The 17,686-nt window shown below is 65.1% G+C and carries 15 protein-coding genes and 1 pseudogene; 8 read left to right on the top strand and 8 right to left on the bottom strand.

The annotated features are described in order from the left end of the window. Positions 1-121: 121 nt before the first annotated feature. The 4 genes and pseudogenes from ACETMP_RS20825 to ACETMP_RS20810 form a co-directional block, all read right to left on the bottom strand. On the bottom strand, positions 122-604 hold the full coding sequence (locus ACETMP_RS20825) for a DUF1178 family protein (RefSeq protein ID WP_028139051.1): 483 nt from the start codon (positions 602-604) through the stop codon (positions 122-124). Beyond that, a pseudogene (locus tag ACETMP_RS20820) lies at positions 601-1,478 on the bottom strand (carbon-nitrogen hydrolase family protein). Before ACETMP_RS20820 ends, ACETMP_RS20825 begins: the two are co-directional and overlap by 4 nt. After that, a complete protein-coding gene (grxC, locus tag ACETMP_RS20815) occupies positions 1,475-1,750 on the bottom strand; it encodes a glutaredoxin 3 (RefSeq protein ID WP_028139049.1) in 276 nt (91 codons plus the stop codon). The pseudogene ACETMP_RS20820 and the gene grxC overlap by 4 nt, the downstream one beginning before the upstream one ends. Before the next feature lie 35 nt (positions 1,751-1,785). Continuing rightward, a complete protein-coding gene (locus ACETMP_RS20810) occupies positions 1,786-2,595 on the bottom strand; it encodes a ComF family protein (protein WP_375157649.1) in 810 nt (269 codons plus the stop codon). Positions 2,596-2,739: 144 nt separating this feature from the next. Here ACETMP_RS20810 and ACETMP_RS20805 point away from each other — a divergent pair, with 144 nt between their 5' ends. Then, a complete protein-coding gene (locus ACETMP_RS20805) occupies positions 2,740-3,609 on the top strand; it encodes a methyltransferase domain-containing protein (RefSeq protein WP_375161947.1) in 870 nt (289 codons plus the stop codon). Positions 3,610-3,673: 64 nt separating this feature from the next. On the opposite strand, the gene ACETMP_RS20800 is transcribed toward ACETMP_RS20805, so the two are convergent. Further along, positions 3,674-4,084, bottom strand: a complete 411-nt coding sequence (locus ACETMP_RS20800; RefSeq protein ID WP_375157648.1) for a (deoxy)nucleoside triphosphate pyrophosphohydrolase — start codon at positions 4,082-4,084, stop codon at positions 3,674-3,676. 139 nt (positions 4,085-4,223) lie between these two features. Here ACETMP_RS20800 and ACETMP_RS20795 point away from each other — a divergent pair, with 139 nt between their 5' ends. After that, positions 4,224-5,576, top strand: coding sequence for a TadE/TadG family type IV pilus assembly protein (locus ACETMP_RS20795; protein ID WP_375157647.1), 1,353 nt, complete (start codon positions 4,224-4,226; stop codon positions 5,574-5,576). 27 nt (positions 5,577-5,603) lie between these two features. On the opposite strand, the gene argJ is transcribed toward ACETMP_RS20795, so the two are convergent. After that, positions 5,604-6,863 carry a bifunctional glutamate N-acetyltransferase/amino-acid acetyltransferase ArgJ gene (gene argJ, locus ACETMP_RS20790; RefSeq protein ID WP_375157646.1) on the bottom strand — a complete coding sequence of 420 codons (1,260 nt, stop codon included), beginning with the start codon at positions 6,861-6,863 and terminating at the stop codon, positions 5,604-5,606. Between the two features lie 101 nt (positions 6,864-6,964). Further along, on the bottom strand, positions 6,965-7,891 hold the full coding sequence (locus ACETMP_RS20785) for a peptidylprolyl isomerase (protein WP_375157645.1): 927 nt from the start codon (positions 7,889-7,891) through the stop codon (positions 6,965-6,967). A gap of 352 nt (positions 7,892-8,243) precedes the next feature. Between ACETMP_RS20785 and secA the strand changes: the two genes are divergently transcribed. Together secA and ACETMP_RS20775 are read left to right on the top strand one after the other, a co-directional pair. Beyond that, on the top strand, positions 8,244-11,084 hold the full coding sequence (gene secA / locus ACETMP_RS20780; RefSeq protein WP_375157644.1) for a preprotein translocase subunit SecA: 2,841 nt from the start codon (positions 8,244-8,246) through the stop codon (positions 11,082-11,084). 426 nt (positions 11,085-11,510) lie between these two features. Then, a complete protein-coding gene (locus ACETMP_RS20775) occupies positions 11,511-11,915 on the top strand; it encodes a DUF6006 family protein (protein ID WP_375157643.1) in 405 nt (134 codons plus the stop codon). Positions 11,916-12,091: 176 nt separating this feature from the next. On the opposite strand, the gene ACETMP_RS20770 is transcribed toward ACETMP_RS20775, so the two are convergent. Next, entirely contained in the window at positions 12,092-12,535 is a 444-nt protein-coding gene (locus ACETMP_RS20770) for a MarR family winged helix-turn-helix transcriptional regulator (RefSeq protein WP_375157642.1), read from the bottom strand. 179 nt (positions 12,536-12,714) lie between these two features. On the opposite strand from ACETMP_RS20770, the gene ACETMP_RS20765 reads away from it, so the two are divergent. The 4 genes from ACETMP_RS20765 (at position 12,715) to ACETMP_RS20750 (ending at position 17,681) form a co-directional block, all read left to right on the top strand. Continuing rightward, positions 12,715-13,899 (top strand): substrate-binding domain-containing protein, encoded by a 1,185-nt coding sequence (locus ACETMP_RS20765; RefSeq protein ID WP_375157641.1) that lies wholly within the window; start codon positions 12,715-12,717, stop codon positions 13,897-13,899. 151 nt (positions 13,900-14,050) lie between these two features. Next, positions 14,051-15,565 (top strand): amidase, encoded by a 1,515-nt coding sequence (locus ACETMP_RS20760; protein ID WP_375157640.1) that lies wholly within the window; start codon positions 14,051-14,053, stop codon positions 15,563-15,565. A gap of 36 nt (positions 15,566-15,601) precedes the next feature. Continuing rightward, positions 15,602-16,459, top strand: coding sequence for a branched-chain amino acid ABC transporter permease (locus ACETMP_RS20755; RefSeq protein WP_028139037.1), 858 nt, complete (start codon positions 15,602-15,604; stop codon positions 16,457-16,459). 4 nt (positions 16,460-16,463) lie between these two features. Next, the gene (locus ACETMP_RS20750; protein ID WP_375157639.1) at positions 16,464-17,681 is read left to right on the top strand and encodes a substrate-binding protein; all 1,218 of its coding nucleotides are present in this window, start codon (positions 16,464-16,466) and stop codon (positions 17,679-17,681) included. Positions 17,682-17,686 lie beyond the last annotated feature (5 nt).

The following is a 17,686-nucleotide window of genomic DNA, read 5'->3' as shown; positions in this document are numbered from 1 at the left end:
ATGCGCAGCATCGAACTACGGTGCGCAGTTGCGCACCTGAGAATCTCGAGATCCCCCGATGCGCAATTGCGCATCTGAGGTCTGGTCCTTCGGACCATCCCGGGATGACGCGCTCCGCGCGTCAGTTGCGGTCTTCCGGCAGCGCCGGCAGCGGCGAGACCTCGATGCCCTCGTCGATCAGCGATTTCGCCTCCTCCGGCGAGGCCTCGCCGTAGATCGGGCGGTGCTCCTTGTCGCCGTAATGCATCGCGCGGGCTTCGTTGGCGAAGCGCTCGCCGACATTGTCGGCATTCTTGACGATGTGATCGCGCAGCTCCTTCAGCTTGGCGCGCAGCTCTTTCTCCTGCGCCATCAGCAGCGAGGTCGGACCTGACGGCGCGGCTTCGGGCGCGGCCGCAGCAATTGCTTCCGGCGGCGGCGTCGCACGCCCGCGGCCCTTCTTGCCGACGATGCGCGGGGCCATGATCGCCTTCTCGACCTTGGCCGAGCCGCAGATCGGGCAGGTCACGAGCTTGCGCTTGACCTGCTGGTCATAGGCCGACGAGCTCTGGAACCAGCTCTCGAAGTCATGGTCCCGGTCGCAGCGGAGCGCGTAGCGGATCATGCCGATCCCCGCACGAGGTGCAGGTGGTCCGGCCCCGCCTTGGGGTCGGACACGCCGAAACGGCGGCCATGCTGGAGCGAGGGATCGCGCGGCGCGCGGTCTCGACCTTGGCCGGATCGATCTCGGCCATGATGATGCCGGGCTCGACGTCGCCCTCGGCGAGGATCTCGCCCCAGGGATCGATGATCAGCGAATGGCCGTAAGTCTCGCGCTTGTTCTCGTGCAGGCCCGCCTGGGCTGCCGCGAAGACGAAGCAGCCGGTCTCGATCGCGCGCGCACGCAGCAAGACGTGCCAATGCGCTTCGCCGGTCTTGCGGGTGAAGGCCGAGGGCACGGTGATGAAATACGCGCCGCTCTCGGCCAGCGCGCGATAAAGCGCGGGGAAGCGCACGTCGTAGCAGATCGTGAGGCCCACCCGGCCCCAGGGCAGGTCGGAGATCACCGCGGTCTCGCCCGGCTGGTAATTGGCGGATTCGCGGTAGCTCTCCCCGTCCGGCAGCTCGATGTCGAACATGTGGATCTTGTCGTAGCTCGCGAGCACATTGCCCTCGGGCCCGATCAGGAAGGAGCGGTTGACCGCCTTCTCCGGCGAAAAGCGCAGCGCCAGCGAGCCGACATGGAGATGGATCTTCAGCTCCTTGGCGAGCGCCCGGTAGGCCTTCAGCGAGGTGTCGTCCTCCTCGCTCTGCAGATGCTCGAACAGCGCCTTGCGGTTCAGCTGCATCATGTTGCTGACCTCGGGCGTCTGCACGTAGTCGGCGCCGTTGGCTGCCGCCTGCCGGATCAGCCTGCTGGCCTGTTCGAGGCTCGGCCCCGGCATCAGCCCGGTGCGCATCTGCACCATCGCGGCGGTGAACGTGCGGTTCTCGCTCATGAGCTGGCTTTCACGCCTTCGAGCATGCCGTCGAGCTTGCCTTCGCGGTCGAGTGCGTACAGGTCGTCGCAGCCGCCGACATGGGTGCCGCCGATCCAGATCTGCGGGAAGGTCGAACCCTGGCCGGCGCGGTCGTACATCTCGGCCCGCCAGGAGGGATTCTTGGCGACGTCGAATTCGGTGAAGGCCGCCTTCTTGCGGGTCAGCAGCGACTTGGCGGCGGAACAATAGCCGCAGCCCGGCCTGGTGTAGATCTCGACAGCAGCGTTCATCTCGTCTGGCGCTCTCATGTCATGAATTCATTGAATTATATGGGACTTTGCCTGACCTCCACAACCCGGGCGAAGACCAGCACGTCGACCTGGGCGGCCTTGGCTCGCAGCAGGGCCCGCGCGCAGGCATCCAGCGTTGCGCCCGAAGTCAGGACATCGTCGATCAGGACAATGCGGCGGCCCTGGACTTCAGCCTGACGGTCGGAAGATACCTGGAATGCGCCCTGCACATTGGTGGCGCGCTGGGCCCGCGACAGGCCAATCTGCTGCTCGGTCGCGCGCACCCGGCGCAGCACCTCGCCCTGCACCTTCACCCCGCTCTGCCGCGCGATGATGCGCGCCAGCGCCCCGGACTGGTTGTAGCGGCGGCGCCAGGCCCGCCGCCAGTGCAGGGGCACCGGCACCAGCATGTCCGCGCCGGCCAGCAGTTCGCCACCCGCCCGCGCCATCCAGCGACCCATGGCGGGCGCCAGATCGGTGCGGTCCTGGTATTTCAGCGCATGCACCAGCGTGCGCGCGACGTCGTCGTAGCGCACCGCCGCGCGGGCACGCTGGTAGGCCGGCGGGCTCGCGATCGCCTCCATCGACAGCATGTCGGGGCCGGGGTCGTAGACGAAGGGGATGCCGAGCCGCGGGCAATAGGGCCGCTCGATGAACGACAGCCGCGCCCAGCACGAGGCGCAAACGCCCTCGCCGTCGACCGGCTCGCGGCAGGACACGCACAGCGTCGGCAGCGCGATGTCGAGCGCGAGCCGAGCTGCCCGCGACAGCACATGGCGGCCGGCCGTCCACGCGGCACGGACGGGCGCGGCGATGGAGCGGGTCGGGGCGGCGTCGGCTTCCATGCAGGGGAGGCTAGCGTTCCGCGCTTCCGGGCTCAAGCCACGCTCTCGTGCCCCGGACGCGGCGCAGCGTCCCCGGCGATGCGAAGCATCGTCCGGTGCGATGCGCTGCAGGGCCGGGACACGAGAGTGATTGCAATCATCAGCATGATCGGCGTAACCAGCGGCATGGCGCCGACCCCGCAAATCCCGCCCGCTTTGTTCGACCGTGCCCTGCTGCATGCGCGGCAGCGGCGCGCGCAGGCGCAGGGCGCCGTGAGTTTTCTGCTCGACCGTGTTGCCGAGGACATGTCCGACCGGCTGGCTGCGGTGATGCGCGAGTTTCACGCACCGGCCGATCTCTGGACACCCGGCGAGGGTCTCGCCGCGCTGCGCGCGCGGCTGCGATCGCTCGAGCGGATCACGCCCGATGCGGCTGGCGGGGAAAAGCTGCCGATCGCTCCGGAAAGCCTCGACCTCGTCGTCTCGGCGCTGGCGCTGCAATTCGTCAACGACCTGCCGGGCGTGCTCGCGCAGGTCCGCCGCGCGCTGAAGCCGGACGGATTGCTGCTCGCCGCGATGATCGGCGGCGACAGCCTGACCGAGCTGCGGCAGGCCTTTGCCGCGGCCGAGGCCGAATGCGAGGGCGGCGCGTCGCCGCGCGTGGCGCCATTCGCCGATTTGCGCGATATCGGCGCGCTGTTGCAGCGGGCGGGCTTTGCGCTGCCGGTCACCGATGTCGATCGCGTCGTGGTGCGTTACGCCAATGCGTTCGCCTTGATGCAGGATCTCCGCCGCATGGGCGCGGCCAACGTGATGATCGAGCGGCGGCGCTCGCCGTCGCGGCGCGCGACGCTGCTGCGGATGGCCGAAATCTACGCCGAGCGCTTTGCCGATGCCGACGGCCGCATCCGGGCGACGTTCGACATCATCTGGCTGTCCGGCTGGGCCCCGCATGCGAGCCAGCAGCAGCCGCTGAAGCCGGGATCGGCGAAGGCGAGTCTCGCGGAGGCGGTGAAGAAGGCGGGGAAAGAGTGACGCGTGTCCCGGACGCGGTGCAGCGTTCTTACGCTGCCGCGCTGCGTCCGCGGCACGCCGCGCGTCACATCAGCAAGTCAATCAGATGCGGGATCAGCGGAATGTCCGCAGGCGGCATCGGGTATTCGCGCAGTTTGTTGGCGCGGACCCAGGCCAGGGCCTGGCCCTCGCGCGCCGTCACGATCCCTTCCCAGCGCCGGCAGATGTAGAGCGGCATCAGCAGGTGGAAGCTCTCGTAGGCGTAGCTCGCGAAGGTCAGCGGCGCGAGGCACGGCTCGGCGACAATGATGCCGAGCTCCTCGGAGAGCTCGCGGATCAGGCTCTGCTCCGGCCGCTCGCCCGGCTCACACTTGCCGCCGGGAAATTCCCAGAGGCCGGCCAGTGTCTTGCCCGCGGGGCGCTGCGCGATCAGGACGCGCTTGTCGGCATCCACGAGTGCGCAGGCCACCACCAATGTCAGTTTGAGATCGGCCATGCCGGAATGTCGCTCGCTGAGGTCGTTCGCAAGGATCCGTTAATCCCGTTGAGAGGGCCACGTATCTGGCTTCCATAAGTCATATTTAATCAAGGGTTCCTAGAGTGGGAACATATTTAAACCATTCCAGGCCCAATTCATGCGCGCTGTGCTTCGCACCACCCTCCGCCGATTCCTACGCGACCGGCGCGGCAATATCGCGGTGATCTTCGCGCTCGCCTGCGTCCCTTTGATCACGGCGGTTGGCTGCGCGGTCGATTATTCCCGCGCCACGCAGATGCAGGCCAAGCTTCAAGCCGCCGCCGACGCGGCCAGCGTCGGTGCGGTCGCCAAGGCATCGCCGGCCTTCAAGGCGGCGGGCACGATGAACTCTGACGGTGCGATCCCGGCGGGCGTCACCGACGCGAGGAACATCTTCAATGCCAACGTCGCCAACCTGACCGGCTACACGCTCGACAGCGTCACGCCGAAAGTGGTCAAGAACGGCTCGACGGTGACCTCGACCGTTGCGTTCAAAGGCACCATCAACACCATGTTCCTCGGCGTGATCGGCAAGTCCGCGGTAACCGTGACCGGTACGTCGACGGCGACGGCGAGCATGCCGCTCTATGTCGACTTCTACCTGCTGCTGGACAATTCGCCGTCGATGGGCGTGGCGGCGACGCCGGCCGACGTGACCAAGCTGGTCAACGCGACCACCGGCAGCAGCTTCAAGCCCAACGACCAGTGCGCCTTCGCCTGTCACGACTACAACGACTCCAACAATTACTACAATCTGGCCAAGAGCATCGGCGTGACCACGCGAATCGACGTGCTGCGCAGCGCGACGCAATCGCTGATGGACACGGCTGCCGCCAGCCAGACCTATTCGAACCAGTTCCGCATGGCGATCTACGATTTCGGCTCGGCGTCCAAGACGATCGGCTTGCGTGCGCTTTTCCCGTTGTCCTCGAATCTGTCGAGCGCGAAGACGGCCGCCGGCAACATCGACCTGATGGGCGTCTACGGCAACAACGACAGCTATACCAAGGATCAGGACACGCCGTTCAGCACCATCTTTCCGGCGATCGACAAGGAGATCCCCAATCCCGGAAGCGGTAAATCCAACGCGCCCCTGAAGTATCTCTTTTTCGTCTCCGACGGTGTCGCCGACGAAAGCAATACGGGCTGCCTGAAGCCGCTTTCGGGGTCCACGCGGTGCCAATCGCCGCTCAACGCATCGCTCTGCAAGGCGATGAAGGACCGGGGCGTCAAGGTCGCCGTGCTGTACACGACCTATCTCGCGCTGCCAACCAACGGCTGGTACATGAAATGGGTCGATCCGTTCAATGCCGGCCCCTATGGCCCGTCGCCGAACAGCGAGATCGCGCAGAACATGCAGAGCTGCGCTTCGCCAGGGCTGTATTTCGAGGTGAGCCCGACCCAGGGCATCTCGGACGCGATGAACGCGCTGTTCAAGAAAGCCGTCGCGGACGCCCGGATCTCGGGGTGATGCGGTTTTGCGGGTCAGCCGCGGAGGCTACGACCTGTAGTCCCCGTTGATCGCCACATACTCCTTGGTGAGGTCGCAGGTCAGCACGCGGTCGCGGCCCTTGCCGAGGCCGAGCGAGACCAGAATCGCGATCTCCGGGGCCTTCATCGCCTCCGACACCTGCGCTTCGTCATAGGACGGATCGCGCGCGCCGCTCTTGGCGACGCGGATGCCGTTGAACGAGATCGAGAGCTTGTCGCGATCGGCCGGCTCGCCGGCCTTGCCCACCGCCATCACCACGCGGCCCCAATTGGCGTCTTCGCCCGCGATCGCGGTCTTCACCAGCGGCGAGTTGGCGATCGACATCGCGATTCTGCGCGCCGAGGCCTTGGTCTTGGCGCCCTCGACAATGATCTCGACCAGCTTGCGTGCGCCTTCGCCGTCGCGCGCGACCTGCTCGGCGAGGTTGGCGAGCACCTGGTTGAAGGCCTTGACGAACGCCTTCAGGCGCGGATCGCTGGCGCGGCTGATCTTTGGTGCGCCCTGCGCGGCGGCAGCGCCGGTGGCGAAGGCCAGCAGCGTGTCCGAGGTCGAGGTGTCGCCGTCGATCGTCACCGCGTTGAAGGTGTTTTCGACGCCGGACTTGAGCAGCGCCTGCAACGCCGCAGGCGCGATCGGCGCGTCGGTGAAGATGAAGGAGAGCATCGTCGCCATGTCGGGAGCGATCATGCCGGCGCCCTTGGCCATGCCGTTGATGGTGACCTTGGCCTTGCCGAGCTTGACGGTCGCGGTCGCGACCTTCGGGAAGGTGTCGGTGGTCATGATCGCCTTGGCCGCGGCGAGATAGTCGCCGGGCTCCGCGGTCTCGGCCAGCCGGCCGAGCACGCCGTCGAATTTGGTGGCGTCCAGCGGCTCGCCGATCACGCCGGTCGAGGCCAGGAAGATCTCGCTTTCGCTGCAGCCGACCGCCTTGGCCGCGATCCTGGCGGTCAGCGCGGTGGAGGCACGGCCGGTCTTGCCGGTGAAGGCGTTGGCATTGCCGGAATTGACGACGAGGGCGCGTGCCAATCCTTTTTTAGAAGATCCGCCGCCCTTCAGCTTGGCGCGGCACCATTCCACCGGTGCGGAGGGGCATTTCGACTTGGTGAAGACGCCGGCGACCGCGGTTCCCTTGTCCATCACCGCCAGCAGCACGTCGGTGCGGTTCTTGTAGCGGATGCCGGCCTCGGCGGTCGCCAGGCGGACGCCCGCGATCACGGGCATATCGGGGACGGTCTTCGGGGCGAGCGGGGAAACGGAGGAGGACATCGCGGGGCGCCTTGGTGGGGTCTGGACATGCAGATGGCCGGGGGATCCCCGGCCATTGCGACGTTAGATACTCTCGGCGTCCGCGAAGTGACAGCGAATTCTTACTTTTTCGCGGGCGGCGCCATCTTGCTGTCGGACGGCTTGGCCGGGTCGGCCGGTTTGGCGTCCGACTTGGCGCCCGCCGCCGGCTGGTCCAGCCGCTCGACCTTGGCTTCGGTGCGGAGCTTGGCGACATACTCGGCCTGGGCCTTGCGGGTCACATATTGCTCGATCTGCGCCTTGACCTGCTCGAAGTCCGGCGCCTTGCGGCTGCGCTTTTCCTCGACCTTGATGATGTGCCAGCCGAACTGCGACTTCACGGGGTCGGAGACCTTGCCCGGCTCCAGCGCGAAGGCGACGGTGGAGAATTCCGGCACCATCTGCTCCTTGGTGAAGAAGCCGAGGTCGCCGCCATCGGCCGAGCCCGGATCCTTGGACTTCTTCTTGGCCAGCTCGGCGAAATCGGCGCCCTTGTCGAGCTCGGCCTTGACCGCCTTGGCCTCGTCCTCGGTCTCGACCAGGATGTGGCGGGCGCGCACCTCCTGCTCGCCGGTGATCTGCTTGGAGGCCTCCTCGTAGACCTTCTTCATGGCGTCGGGGGTGGTGGCGGCCTTGCCCTCATTGGCGAGCAGGCTGTCCATCAAAAGCCGGTTGCGGGCGAATGCCAGGCGCTTCTTGAACTCCTCGCTGTCGGCGACCTTCTTGTCCTCGGCAGCCTTGCTGACGATCTTCATATCGATCAGGAACGACAGGACGTTCTCGTCCTTGGTCGCGGGGTCCATCTGGGCGAGGCTCGGCCCGAGCTCCTCCTCGGCCATGGCGACGTCGCTCTTCCTGATTTCCGCGCCATTGACCTTCGCCAGCACCGGATCGTCGGCGGCCCGGAGCGGGCCCGCGAACGCCAGCGACAGCGCCAGAGCAAGGCTGCCAGCCAGGGCGGTCGCAAGGCGGAAACGCTGGCCGGTGGTTACCGGGAACGAGCTGGTCATGGAAAATCCTTATGTTGAAGCAGGGGCTGCTCGAGCGGGGCGGACACTCGCCCAATTCAGGGGGCTTGGCAACGCGAAAAGTCTGTCAAAATGATGAATTAGCCGCAATGCGCCCGCCGTTGACAAGGCCCCGACCGGGCCATATCTCTGCCCGGTCGCGACCATGGCGATGGCGTTTATTTTGCTGCGTTTTTGGCCGTTGAACCCAGGCTTGCCCAATTCCCACCCATATGGCGGAGGACCCCGCAGTCCGGGCCGCAGGTGCCATCAGGCGTCACGGTGAGTTGATAGGCAAGCGGGTGACAACTTTCTCGGGCCCAACGCGGTTAAATCGCGAACACAGGAACCAGGCATGATCGGCGCGCTCGCCCGCAAGTTTTTCGGCTCCGCCAACGACCGGCGGGTGAAGGGATATCAGTCCCGCGTCAACGCGATCAACGCGCTGGAGCCCGAGGTATCCAAGCTTTCCGACGAGGCGCTCAAGGCCCGCACCGCCGAGTTCAAGAAGCAGCTTGCCGAGGGCAAGACGCTGGACGATCTCCTGGTGCCGGCCTTCGCCACCGTGCGCGAGGCCGCCAAGCGCACCCTCGGCCAGCGCCATTTCGACGTCCAGCTGATCGGCGGCATGGTGCTGCACGAGGGCGACATCGCCGAGATGAAGACCGGCGAAGGCAAGACGCTGGTCGCCACCCTCGCGGTCTACCTCAACGCGCTCGCCGGCAAGGGCGTCCACGTCGTCACCGTCAACGACTATCTCGCCCGCCGCGACTCCGGCTGGATGGGCCAGATCTACGGCTTCCTCGGCATGACCACCGGCGTGATCGTGCACGGCCTCGACGATGCCGAGCGCAAGGCGGCCTATGCCTGCGACATCACCTACGGCACCAACAACGAATACGGCTTCGACTATCTGCGCGACAACATGAAGTACCGGCTCGAGGACATGGTCCAGCGCCCGCACTTCTTCGCCATCGTCGACGAGGTCGATTCCATCCTGATCGACGAAGCGCGCACGCCGCTGATCATCTCCGGCCCGCTCGACGACCGCTCCGACTTCTACAACACCATTGATTCGTTCCTGCCCAAGCTCGACAAGACCGATTACGACGTCGACGAGAAGCAGCGCACGGTGACGCTCACCGAAGGCGGCATGGAGAAGATCGAGACGCTGCTGCGCGATGCCGGCCAGCTCAAGGGCGAGTCGCTCTACGACGTCGAGAACGTCTCGGTCGTGCACCACATCAACCAGGCGCTGCGCGCCCACACGCTGTTCACGCGCGACAAGGACTACATCGTCCGCGACGACGAGGTCGTCATCATCGACGAGTTCACCGGACGCATGATGCCGGGCCGCCGCTATTCGGAAGGCCTGCACCAGGCGCTGGAGGCCAAGGAGCACGTCCAGGTCCAGCCCGAGAACCAGACGCTGGCCTCGATCACCTTCCAGAACTATTTCCGCATGTACGAGAAGCTGGCCGGCATGACCGGCACGGCCGCAACCGAAGCGGACGAGCTGTTCGACATCTACAAGCTCGAGGTCGTGGAGATCCCGACCAATCTGTCGGTTGCCCGTCTCGACGAGGACGACGAGGTCTACCGCACCCAGCAGGAAAAATACCAGGCGATCCTCGCCGAGATCGAGCGCGCCAATTCGCGGCTGCAGCCGGTGCTGGTCGGCACGGCCTCGATCGAGAAGTCGGAAGTGCTCGCCGAATTCCTCAGGAAGAACGGCTACAAGCAGATCGACTTCGGCAAGGAGCACGCCCTCGACAAGCTCTATGCGGCGGCCCGCGCCGGCAAGCCGGCGAAGCTGTTCGCGGTGTTGAACGCGCGCTTCCACGAGCAGGAAGCCTATATCGTCGCCGAAGCCGGCGTTCCCGGCGCCATCACGATCGCCACCAACATGGCCGGCCGCGGCACCGACATCAAGCTCGGCGGCTCGCTGGAAATGCGCATCCAGCAGGAGACCGTCGGGATCACCGACGAAGCGGAGAAGGCCAGGAAGATCGAGCAGATCAAGGCCGACATCGAGACCTTCCGCAATATCGTGCTGAAGGCCGAGGAGACCGTCGAGATCGAGCCGGCGAAGGGGTCCAAGCCGGCCAAGACCGTGAAGAAGCCCGGCGGCCTCTACATCATCGGCTCCGAGCGTCACGAATCCCGCCGCATCGACAACCAGCTGCGCGGCCGCTCCGGCCGTCAGGGCGACCCCGGCCGCTCGAAGTTCTTCCTGTCGCTGGAAGACGACCTGATGCGCATCTTCGGCTCGGACCGTCTCGACAGCATGCTGCAGCGTCTCGGCCTGCAAGAGGGCGAGGCCATCATCCATCCCTGGATCAACAAGGCGCTCGAGAAGGCGCAGCAGAAGGTCGAGGCGCGCAACTTCGACATCCGCAAGAACCTGCTCAAGTTTGACAACGTCCAGAACGACCAGCGCAAGGTGATCTTCGACCAGCGCGTCGAGCTGATGAAGGACGAGAGCGTCGCCGAAACCGTCGCCGACATGCGGCACGCCTTCATCGACGACCTCGTCGCCAAGCACGTGCCCGAGCATGCCTATGCCGAGCAGTGGGACGTCGCAGGCCTGAAGGACGAGTTGAAGCGCGTGCTCGATCTCGACCTGCCGGTCGACGAATGGGCCAAGGAAGAGGGCATCGCCGACGAGGAGCTGCTCTCGCGCATCGAGACCAGGGCCGACGAGCACATGGCGGCCAAGGTCGCGCAATGGGGCCCCGACGTGATGCGTTACGTCGAGAAGACCATTTTGCTCCAGACCCTCGACCATCTCTGGCGCGAGCATCTGATCATGCTCGACCATCTGCGCCAGGTCATCGGCCTGCGCGGTTACGGCCAGCGCGATCCCTTGCAGGAGTACAAGACCGAGGCCTTCAATCTCTTCCAGGAGATGAGCGCCCATCTGCGCGAGGCGGTCACCGCGCAGCTGATGCGGGTCGAGATCGTACCGCCGGAGCAGGAAGCCCCCGCCCTGCCGCCGATGGAGGCGCACAAGTTCGATCCCAACACCGGTGAGGACGAGATGGCGCTCGCGAGCGTCACGCTCGGCGCCCAGGCCTCCGACGCCGCGCTGCGCGACCCCAAGAACCCCGCCAGCTGGGGCAAGGTCGGCCGCAACGAGGATTGTCCCTGCGGAAGCGGCAAGAAGTACAAGCATTGCCACGGGCGGTACGCGTAGGGCTCTAATGTGCTTGTGAGCCGCGATTCTCGCGCCTCATTCTCCGTTGTCATCGCCCGGCCAGTGCGCAATTGCGCGCGAGGACCGGGTGATCCAGCGCGCCGGGGCATCTCGGCTTAATTGCATCCGTCTCTGGAATACTGGATCGCCCGATTGAATCGGGCGATGACGGTTGTGGGTAGGGTGCACAACCCTTTCCACATCGTCGTCCCGGCCTACGCCGGGAGGACAACCCTTGTTGGATTGGCTGTATCGCAACCTTCGCACTATCCACGCCCCAAAAGCGCTGGATCGCGCTTTGAGAATCCGCCGGGTAGACCATCCATTTTTTGTCGCCGCTCTTTGTGAACTGGATCACCGCAACAAGGCTCGATCCGTGTTGTGATTGAGACGCATCACGCGGCCCGACAAAATGGAGCCCAGACAATGTCTAAACGTGCGCTGCCAACTGCCTTTTGTGTTCTTGCATTCAGCTTTTGCGCCTGCGGTTCTGCTCCTGCGAGCCAGGTCGCCGGATGGTGGGGCGGAGCATGGTCTTGCAACATCGACGGCCGGCCGGCCCGGATGAAATGGGCCGCCGTGGACGACAGTCAGACAACCTGCGACGGAAACATCTGCAGCAGCACCTCGGGAGCACGCTGGTCAGGCAGCTTTTCAGACAATGGCTCGCGATGGGTGGCGCTGACAAATCCACGCAGCGGTACCCAGGGCGGTCTGTACTTCCAGCACGCTGACGGCAACAAATGGTACCTGGCTAAACCGGTCAGCAACAAAACCCGGGGCTGGACAACGTGGAACCGCCAGCGCTATTCGCTCTCGTGCTGGCGATGATGCAATTGCGTCGCCGGTTCAGCCTGCGCATGGACGTGACGGCGAGCCTCACGCACTCAACGAGGCTCGCATGCGCTTCGTTTGGCACGTCAAGCGTGCGCGCGACGAGCATCACCGCTCCACGCGCAAAGGGATGAGCAAGGCTTGAGGCTCTGACCCGACGCTCCGATCATGTTTCAGTTCGAGCTGTCGATCAGGCTCTCGAGCAGCCGCTTCAACTCGCTGGTCGACTTGTCGCCGTAGCTCTCCAGGATGTGCTCCTCCTGGTCCACCGCGAGCGAGTTGAGCTTCTTGCACAGCACCTTGCCGCGGTCCGAGATGAACATCAGCACCTTGCGGCGGTCGTTCGGGTCCTGCACGCGGTAGACCAGCGCGTCCGAGACCATGCGGTCGATCATCTTGGTCAGCGTCGGATGGTTGAGCAGCACGGCCTCTGCGAGCTCGCCCATCGAATGGCCGTTGCCGTCCGACAGCACCTTTAAGATGCGCCATTGCTCGACGGGAACCCCCTCCTTGCTCAACCGCAGTTCGAGCTGCCGGTTGATCTCGCGGTTAGCTTGCGCGAGCAGATAGGCGAGGTGTTCGGTGATCGGGGTGTTTGCTTTGGTCGGTTTTGCCACGGCTAAGACTTCGTCTTGACCCAAATGAGTGAATGTCTTGCAATCAATGCTGCATCTATATGCACTTCAATTGTTGAACTTTCAATATTTTCAAAATAGGATGATTGCCCAACAAAAGGGCGGATGCCGCGGCCGCCCGCAGAATGTGCTTCCAGGTCTGAGGCCAGACAGGAGTTGGCGTGCGCGCGACGGTAAACCTCCCGGCTTACGGCGGTCCGGCGTTGCCGCCGTCCATGCTGCTCAGGAATCTGTCGTCATCGGCGGCTGACGGTGCGTTGTTGCCGCGCGATCATGCCTTGTTCAAACGGCGCGGCGCCAACAAGCTTCGCATCGGCGGCTTCATCTGCTGCACCGGCTCGCCCGGCGTCTGGGGGCCTTGCGCCACCAACAGCGCGCGGCTCGCCGTCGCCGAGATCAACAAGCGCGGCGGCATCCTCGGCCGGGAGATCGAGCTCTCCATCTACGACGCCGGCGGTCCGATGGACGAGGTCCTGGACCGCGCCGAGCAGGCGATCGCGTTCGACGAGATCGATCTCATCGTCGGCCTGCACACCAGCGCCGTCCGCGTCGGCCTGCGCGACGTCACCACGCGTCATCGTATCCCTTACATCTATACGCCGGTCTACGAGGGCGGCGAGCGCACGCCCGGCGTGATGGCGATCGGCGAGACGCCGCGCTGGCAGAGCCGCCCCGCCATCCACTGGCTTGCCGACGTCAAGAAGGCCCAGCGCTGGTACCTGATCGGCAGCGACTATGTCTGGCCGTGGCAGTCGCATCGCGCGGTGAAGACCTACATCAGGGAAACCGGCGGCCACATCGTCGGCGAAGAGTTCGTTCCTCTCGGCGAGGACAACCACGAGCCGCATCTGGCGCGGATCCGCGCCGCGAAACCTGACGTCGTGCTGATCTCGCTGATCGGCACCGACAGCATCACCTTCAACCGCGCCTTCGGCGAATGCGGTCTCGGCGCGACCACGCTGCGCCTGGCGGGGGCGATGGACGAGACCGTGCTGCTCGGCATCGGCGCCGACAACAGCGAGAACATGTTCTGCGCCTCGGGCTATTTCACCGGCACGGGCGCGCGCGCCAATGACGACTTCCAGAGCCGTTATCACGCCATGTTCGGGCCGAACGCGCCGCCGATCGGCTCGGTCGGACAGTCCAGCTACGAAGGCCTGCGTTTTCTCGAAACCGTCGCAAACAAGGCCGGTTCGCTGTCGATGGGGCCGATGCTCGCGGCCGGCCGCAACATCGTCTACAGCGGCGCCCGCGGCCCGGTCATCGTCCGCGACGGTCGCGCGCGGATGCCGATGCATCTCGCCGAGGCCGAGGGTCTCGACTTCAAGCTGATCAAGCCGCTCTGACCCTTGCCGCGGCAATGCGGGCAGGCCGAGACGCAAAATAATACTTGAAAAGGAAAATATTTCCGTTTTGAATGTTTCGGCGAAGCCGCTGATGCGTGCGTCGCGCCGGGGCGGCCACGCCCAACGTTTCGAAAAACTTCAGGAGAGCGCCGTGACAGTTGCACTTCCCACGCCAGCCCAGCTTCGCAGTGTCGCCGAGCAATGCGGCCTTTCGCTCACCGATGAGGACGTCGCCTCCTTCCGCGGCCTGATGCAGGGCTCGATCGAAGCCTACAATCTCGTTGCCGCGATGCCGGACGAACTGCCGGAGGTGAAATATCCGCGCACCCCGGGCTATCGCCCCTCGGCCGAGGAGAACCCGCGCAATGCCTGGTACCGCAAGTCGACGGTGAAGGGCGCCGCCAGCGGCAAGCTCAAGGGCAAGACCGTGGCGCTGAAGGACAACATCATGCTGGCCGGCGTGCCCATGACCAACGGCTCCTCGACGCTGGAAGGTTTCGTGCCCGATTTCGATGCCACCATCGTCACGCGCATGCTGGATGCCGGCGCGGAGATCAAGGGCAAGGTGCATTGCGAGCACTTCTGCCTGTCCGGCGGCAGCCACACCAACTCCTACGGGGCGGTGCACAATCCGCACAAGATGGGCTACTCCGCCGGCGGTTCGTCGTCGGGCTCGGGCGTCGTGGTCGCGCTCGGCGAGGTCGACATGGCGATCGGCGGCGATCAGGGCGGCTCGATCCGGATGCCGTCCTCGTTCTGCGGCACCTACGGCATGAAGCCGACCTGGGGTCTCGTGCCCTACACCGGCATCATGCCGATCGAGATCTATGTCGACCATACCGGCCCGATGACGGCGACCGTCGCCGACAATGCGCTGCTGCTCGAAGTGCTCGCCGGCGACGACGGCTACGATCCGCGCATCAAGGCGCCCAAGGTCGAGGAATACACCAAGGCGCTCGGCCAGGGCGTCAAGGGCATGAAGATCGGCATCGTCAAGGAAGGCTTTGAGCAGCCGGTCGCGGAGGCTGCCGTCAATGAAAGCGTGCGCGAGGCTGCAAAGCGCTTCAAGGATCTCGGCGCCACCGTCGAGACGGTCTCGATCCCGATGCACCTGTTGGGCGGCGCGATCTGGACCCCGATCGGGACCGAAGGCCTGACCCAGACCATGATGTTCGGCGACGGCTACGGCCTGTCCCGCGGCGATCTCTATTCGACCTCGCTGATGGATTTCCATCGCGGCTGGCGCCGGCAGGCGGATTCGCTGTCGGAGACCACGAAGCTGTTCATGATGATCGGCACCTACATCAACAACAATTTCGGGCCGCGCTTCTACGGCAAGGCGCTCAACATCTCGCGCCGGCTGACCGCGGCCTACGACAAGGCCTTCAAGGACTACGATCTGCTCTTGATGCCCACGACGCCGATGAAGGCGACCAAGCTGCCGGAGCCCAACGCCAGCCGCGAGGAATACGTCGCCCGCGCGCTGGAGATGATCTCCAACACCGCGCCGTTCGACATCACCCATCATCCCGCGATGTCGCTGCCCTGCGGCATGGTCGACGGCCTGCCGGTCGGCCTGATGCTGGTCGGCCGCATGTTCGAGGAATCCACCATCTATCGCGCCGCCCACGCCTTCGAGCAGATCGGCGACTGGAAGAAGATGTGAGCGGAGCATTGATGCAGACCGCTGGAACCGCCACGCATGGCTAACGCGTTCGTCGCAGCGTTCGAGATCCTGAGCTTCGGCGCGATCATCGTCCTGATCGTGCTCGGGCTCGGGATCATCGCCAGCATGATGGGCATCTTCAATTTCGCGCAGGGCGAGTTCGTCCTGCTCGGCGCCTACATCACCTATCTCGCCTACGCCAAGGGCATGCCGATCTGGGCCGGCATGGTCGCGGCGCCCTTCGTGGTCGGCGCGCTCGGCTTCGCGCTGGAGGCGCTGATCATCCGCCGCTTCTACGCCGCGCCGATCGTCGCCATGCTCGGCACCTATGCGCTCGGCCTGATCATCCGCGAAGCCGTGCGCGGGTTGATCGGCGGCTTCTATCTCACCGTGCCCGAGCCGATCGGCGGCTCGATCGACATCGGCGCCATGCACATCTCGGCCTGGCGCTTCACCATCATCGTCATCACGCTGCTGGTGATGGCGGGCTGCTACCTGCTGCTGTCGCGCACCAGCTTCGGCCTGCGCATGCGCGCCACGCTGGAAAATCCCTCGCTGGCGCGGGCCTCGGGCATCTCCACGCCCCTGATGTACGGCGCCACCTTCGCATTCGGCTCCGCACTTGCCGGGCTCGCCGGCGCGCTGATCGTCCCGGTGTTCAGCCTCTATGCCGATCTCGGCCTCCGCTTCCTGATCCAGGGTTTTGTCGCGGTCATGGTCGGCGGCGTCGGCTCCTTCATCGGGCCGGTTGCGGGTGCCGGCGTCATCGGCACGCTCAGCGCCGCGCTGCCGTGGATCATGGCGCCCGTCGTCGCCGACGTCCTCGTCTTCGTGCTCGCCATTGTCTTCATCAAATTCCGCCCGCAGGGCCTCATCGCTGGAAAAGGGGTTTAATCACATGTTCGATCATACGCAGCTCTCACGCCGCCGCTTCCTCTCCAATTTCGCCTTTGCGTCCGGTGCGGTCGCGACCGGGGTCGGAAGCTGGGTGATCCCGGCGCCCTGGGCCAATGCGGCCGAAGCCCCGATCAAGGTCGGCATCGCCACCGACCTCACCGGTCCGATCGCCTATGCAGGCAATGCCGATGCCAACGTCGCCAAGATGGTGATCAAGGAGATCAACGCCGCCGGCGGCCTGCTCGGCCGTCCGCTCGAGCTCTATATCGAGGACACCGCCTCCAACGAATCCGTCGCCGTCGGCAACGTCCGCAAGCTGATCCAGCGCGACAAGGTCGACATGGTGCTGGGCGGCATCACCTCGTCGATGCGCAACGCGATCAAGGATCCGATCGTGGCGCGCGGCAAGACGCTTTACATTTATCCGCAGCTCTACGAGGGCAAGGAGTGCACGCCCTACCTGTTCTGCACCGGCCCGACCCCGGCGCAGCAATGCGACGAGTTCATCCCCTGGCTGATCAAGAACGGCGGCAAGAAGTTCGCGCTCCCCAGCGCCAACTACGTCTGGCCGCACACGCTCAACGTCTACGCCCGCAAGGTGATCGAATCCAACGGCGGCGAGGTCGTGTTCGAGGAATATTACCCGCTCGACCAGGTCGATTTCTCCGCGACCGTCAACCGCATCATCTCCAACAAGGTCGACGTCGTCTTCAACACCGTCATCCCGCCCGGCGTTGGCCCGTTCTTCAAGCAGCTCTATGAAGCGGGCTTCCTCAAGAACGGCGGGCGTCTCGCCTGCGTCTACTATGACGAGAACACGCTCAACATCAACCAGGCCGCCGAGATCGAAGGCCTCGCCAGCTGCCTCGACTATTTCAAGGTCCTGACCAAGGAGAACCCGTTCGACGCCAAGATCCAGGCGGCCTATGAGAAGGATTTCCCCGGCAACTTCCTGTTCGCGGCCGGCAGCGCCGCGACCGGCACCTATCGCGGCCTCAAGCTGTGGGAAGCCGCGGTGAAGGAAGCCGGCAAGATCGATCGCGAGTCGGTCGCCGCCGCGCTCGACCATGCCAAGATCGCCGAAGGTCCGGGCGGGCCTGCCGAGATGGTCCCCGGCAAGCGGCACTGCAAGATGAAGATGTACACCGCGGTTGCCAAGGGCGGGAATTACGAGATCGTCGCGCGCAGCAGCGGCCTCGTCGATCCCAAGGAATGCTGAGGTGG

Source organism: Bradyrhizobium dasycarpum, assembly GCF_042019905.1.
Classification (GTDB): Bacteria; Pseudomonadota; Alphaproteobacteria; order Rhizobiales; family Xanthobacteraceae; genus Bradyrhizobium; species Bradyrhizobium japonicum_B.
Note: the sequence above shows the minus strand (reverse complement) of the source record. Positions and strands in the feature narration are given on the sequence as shown.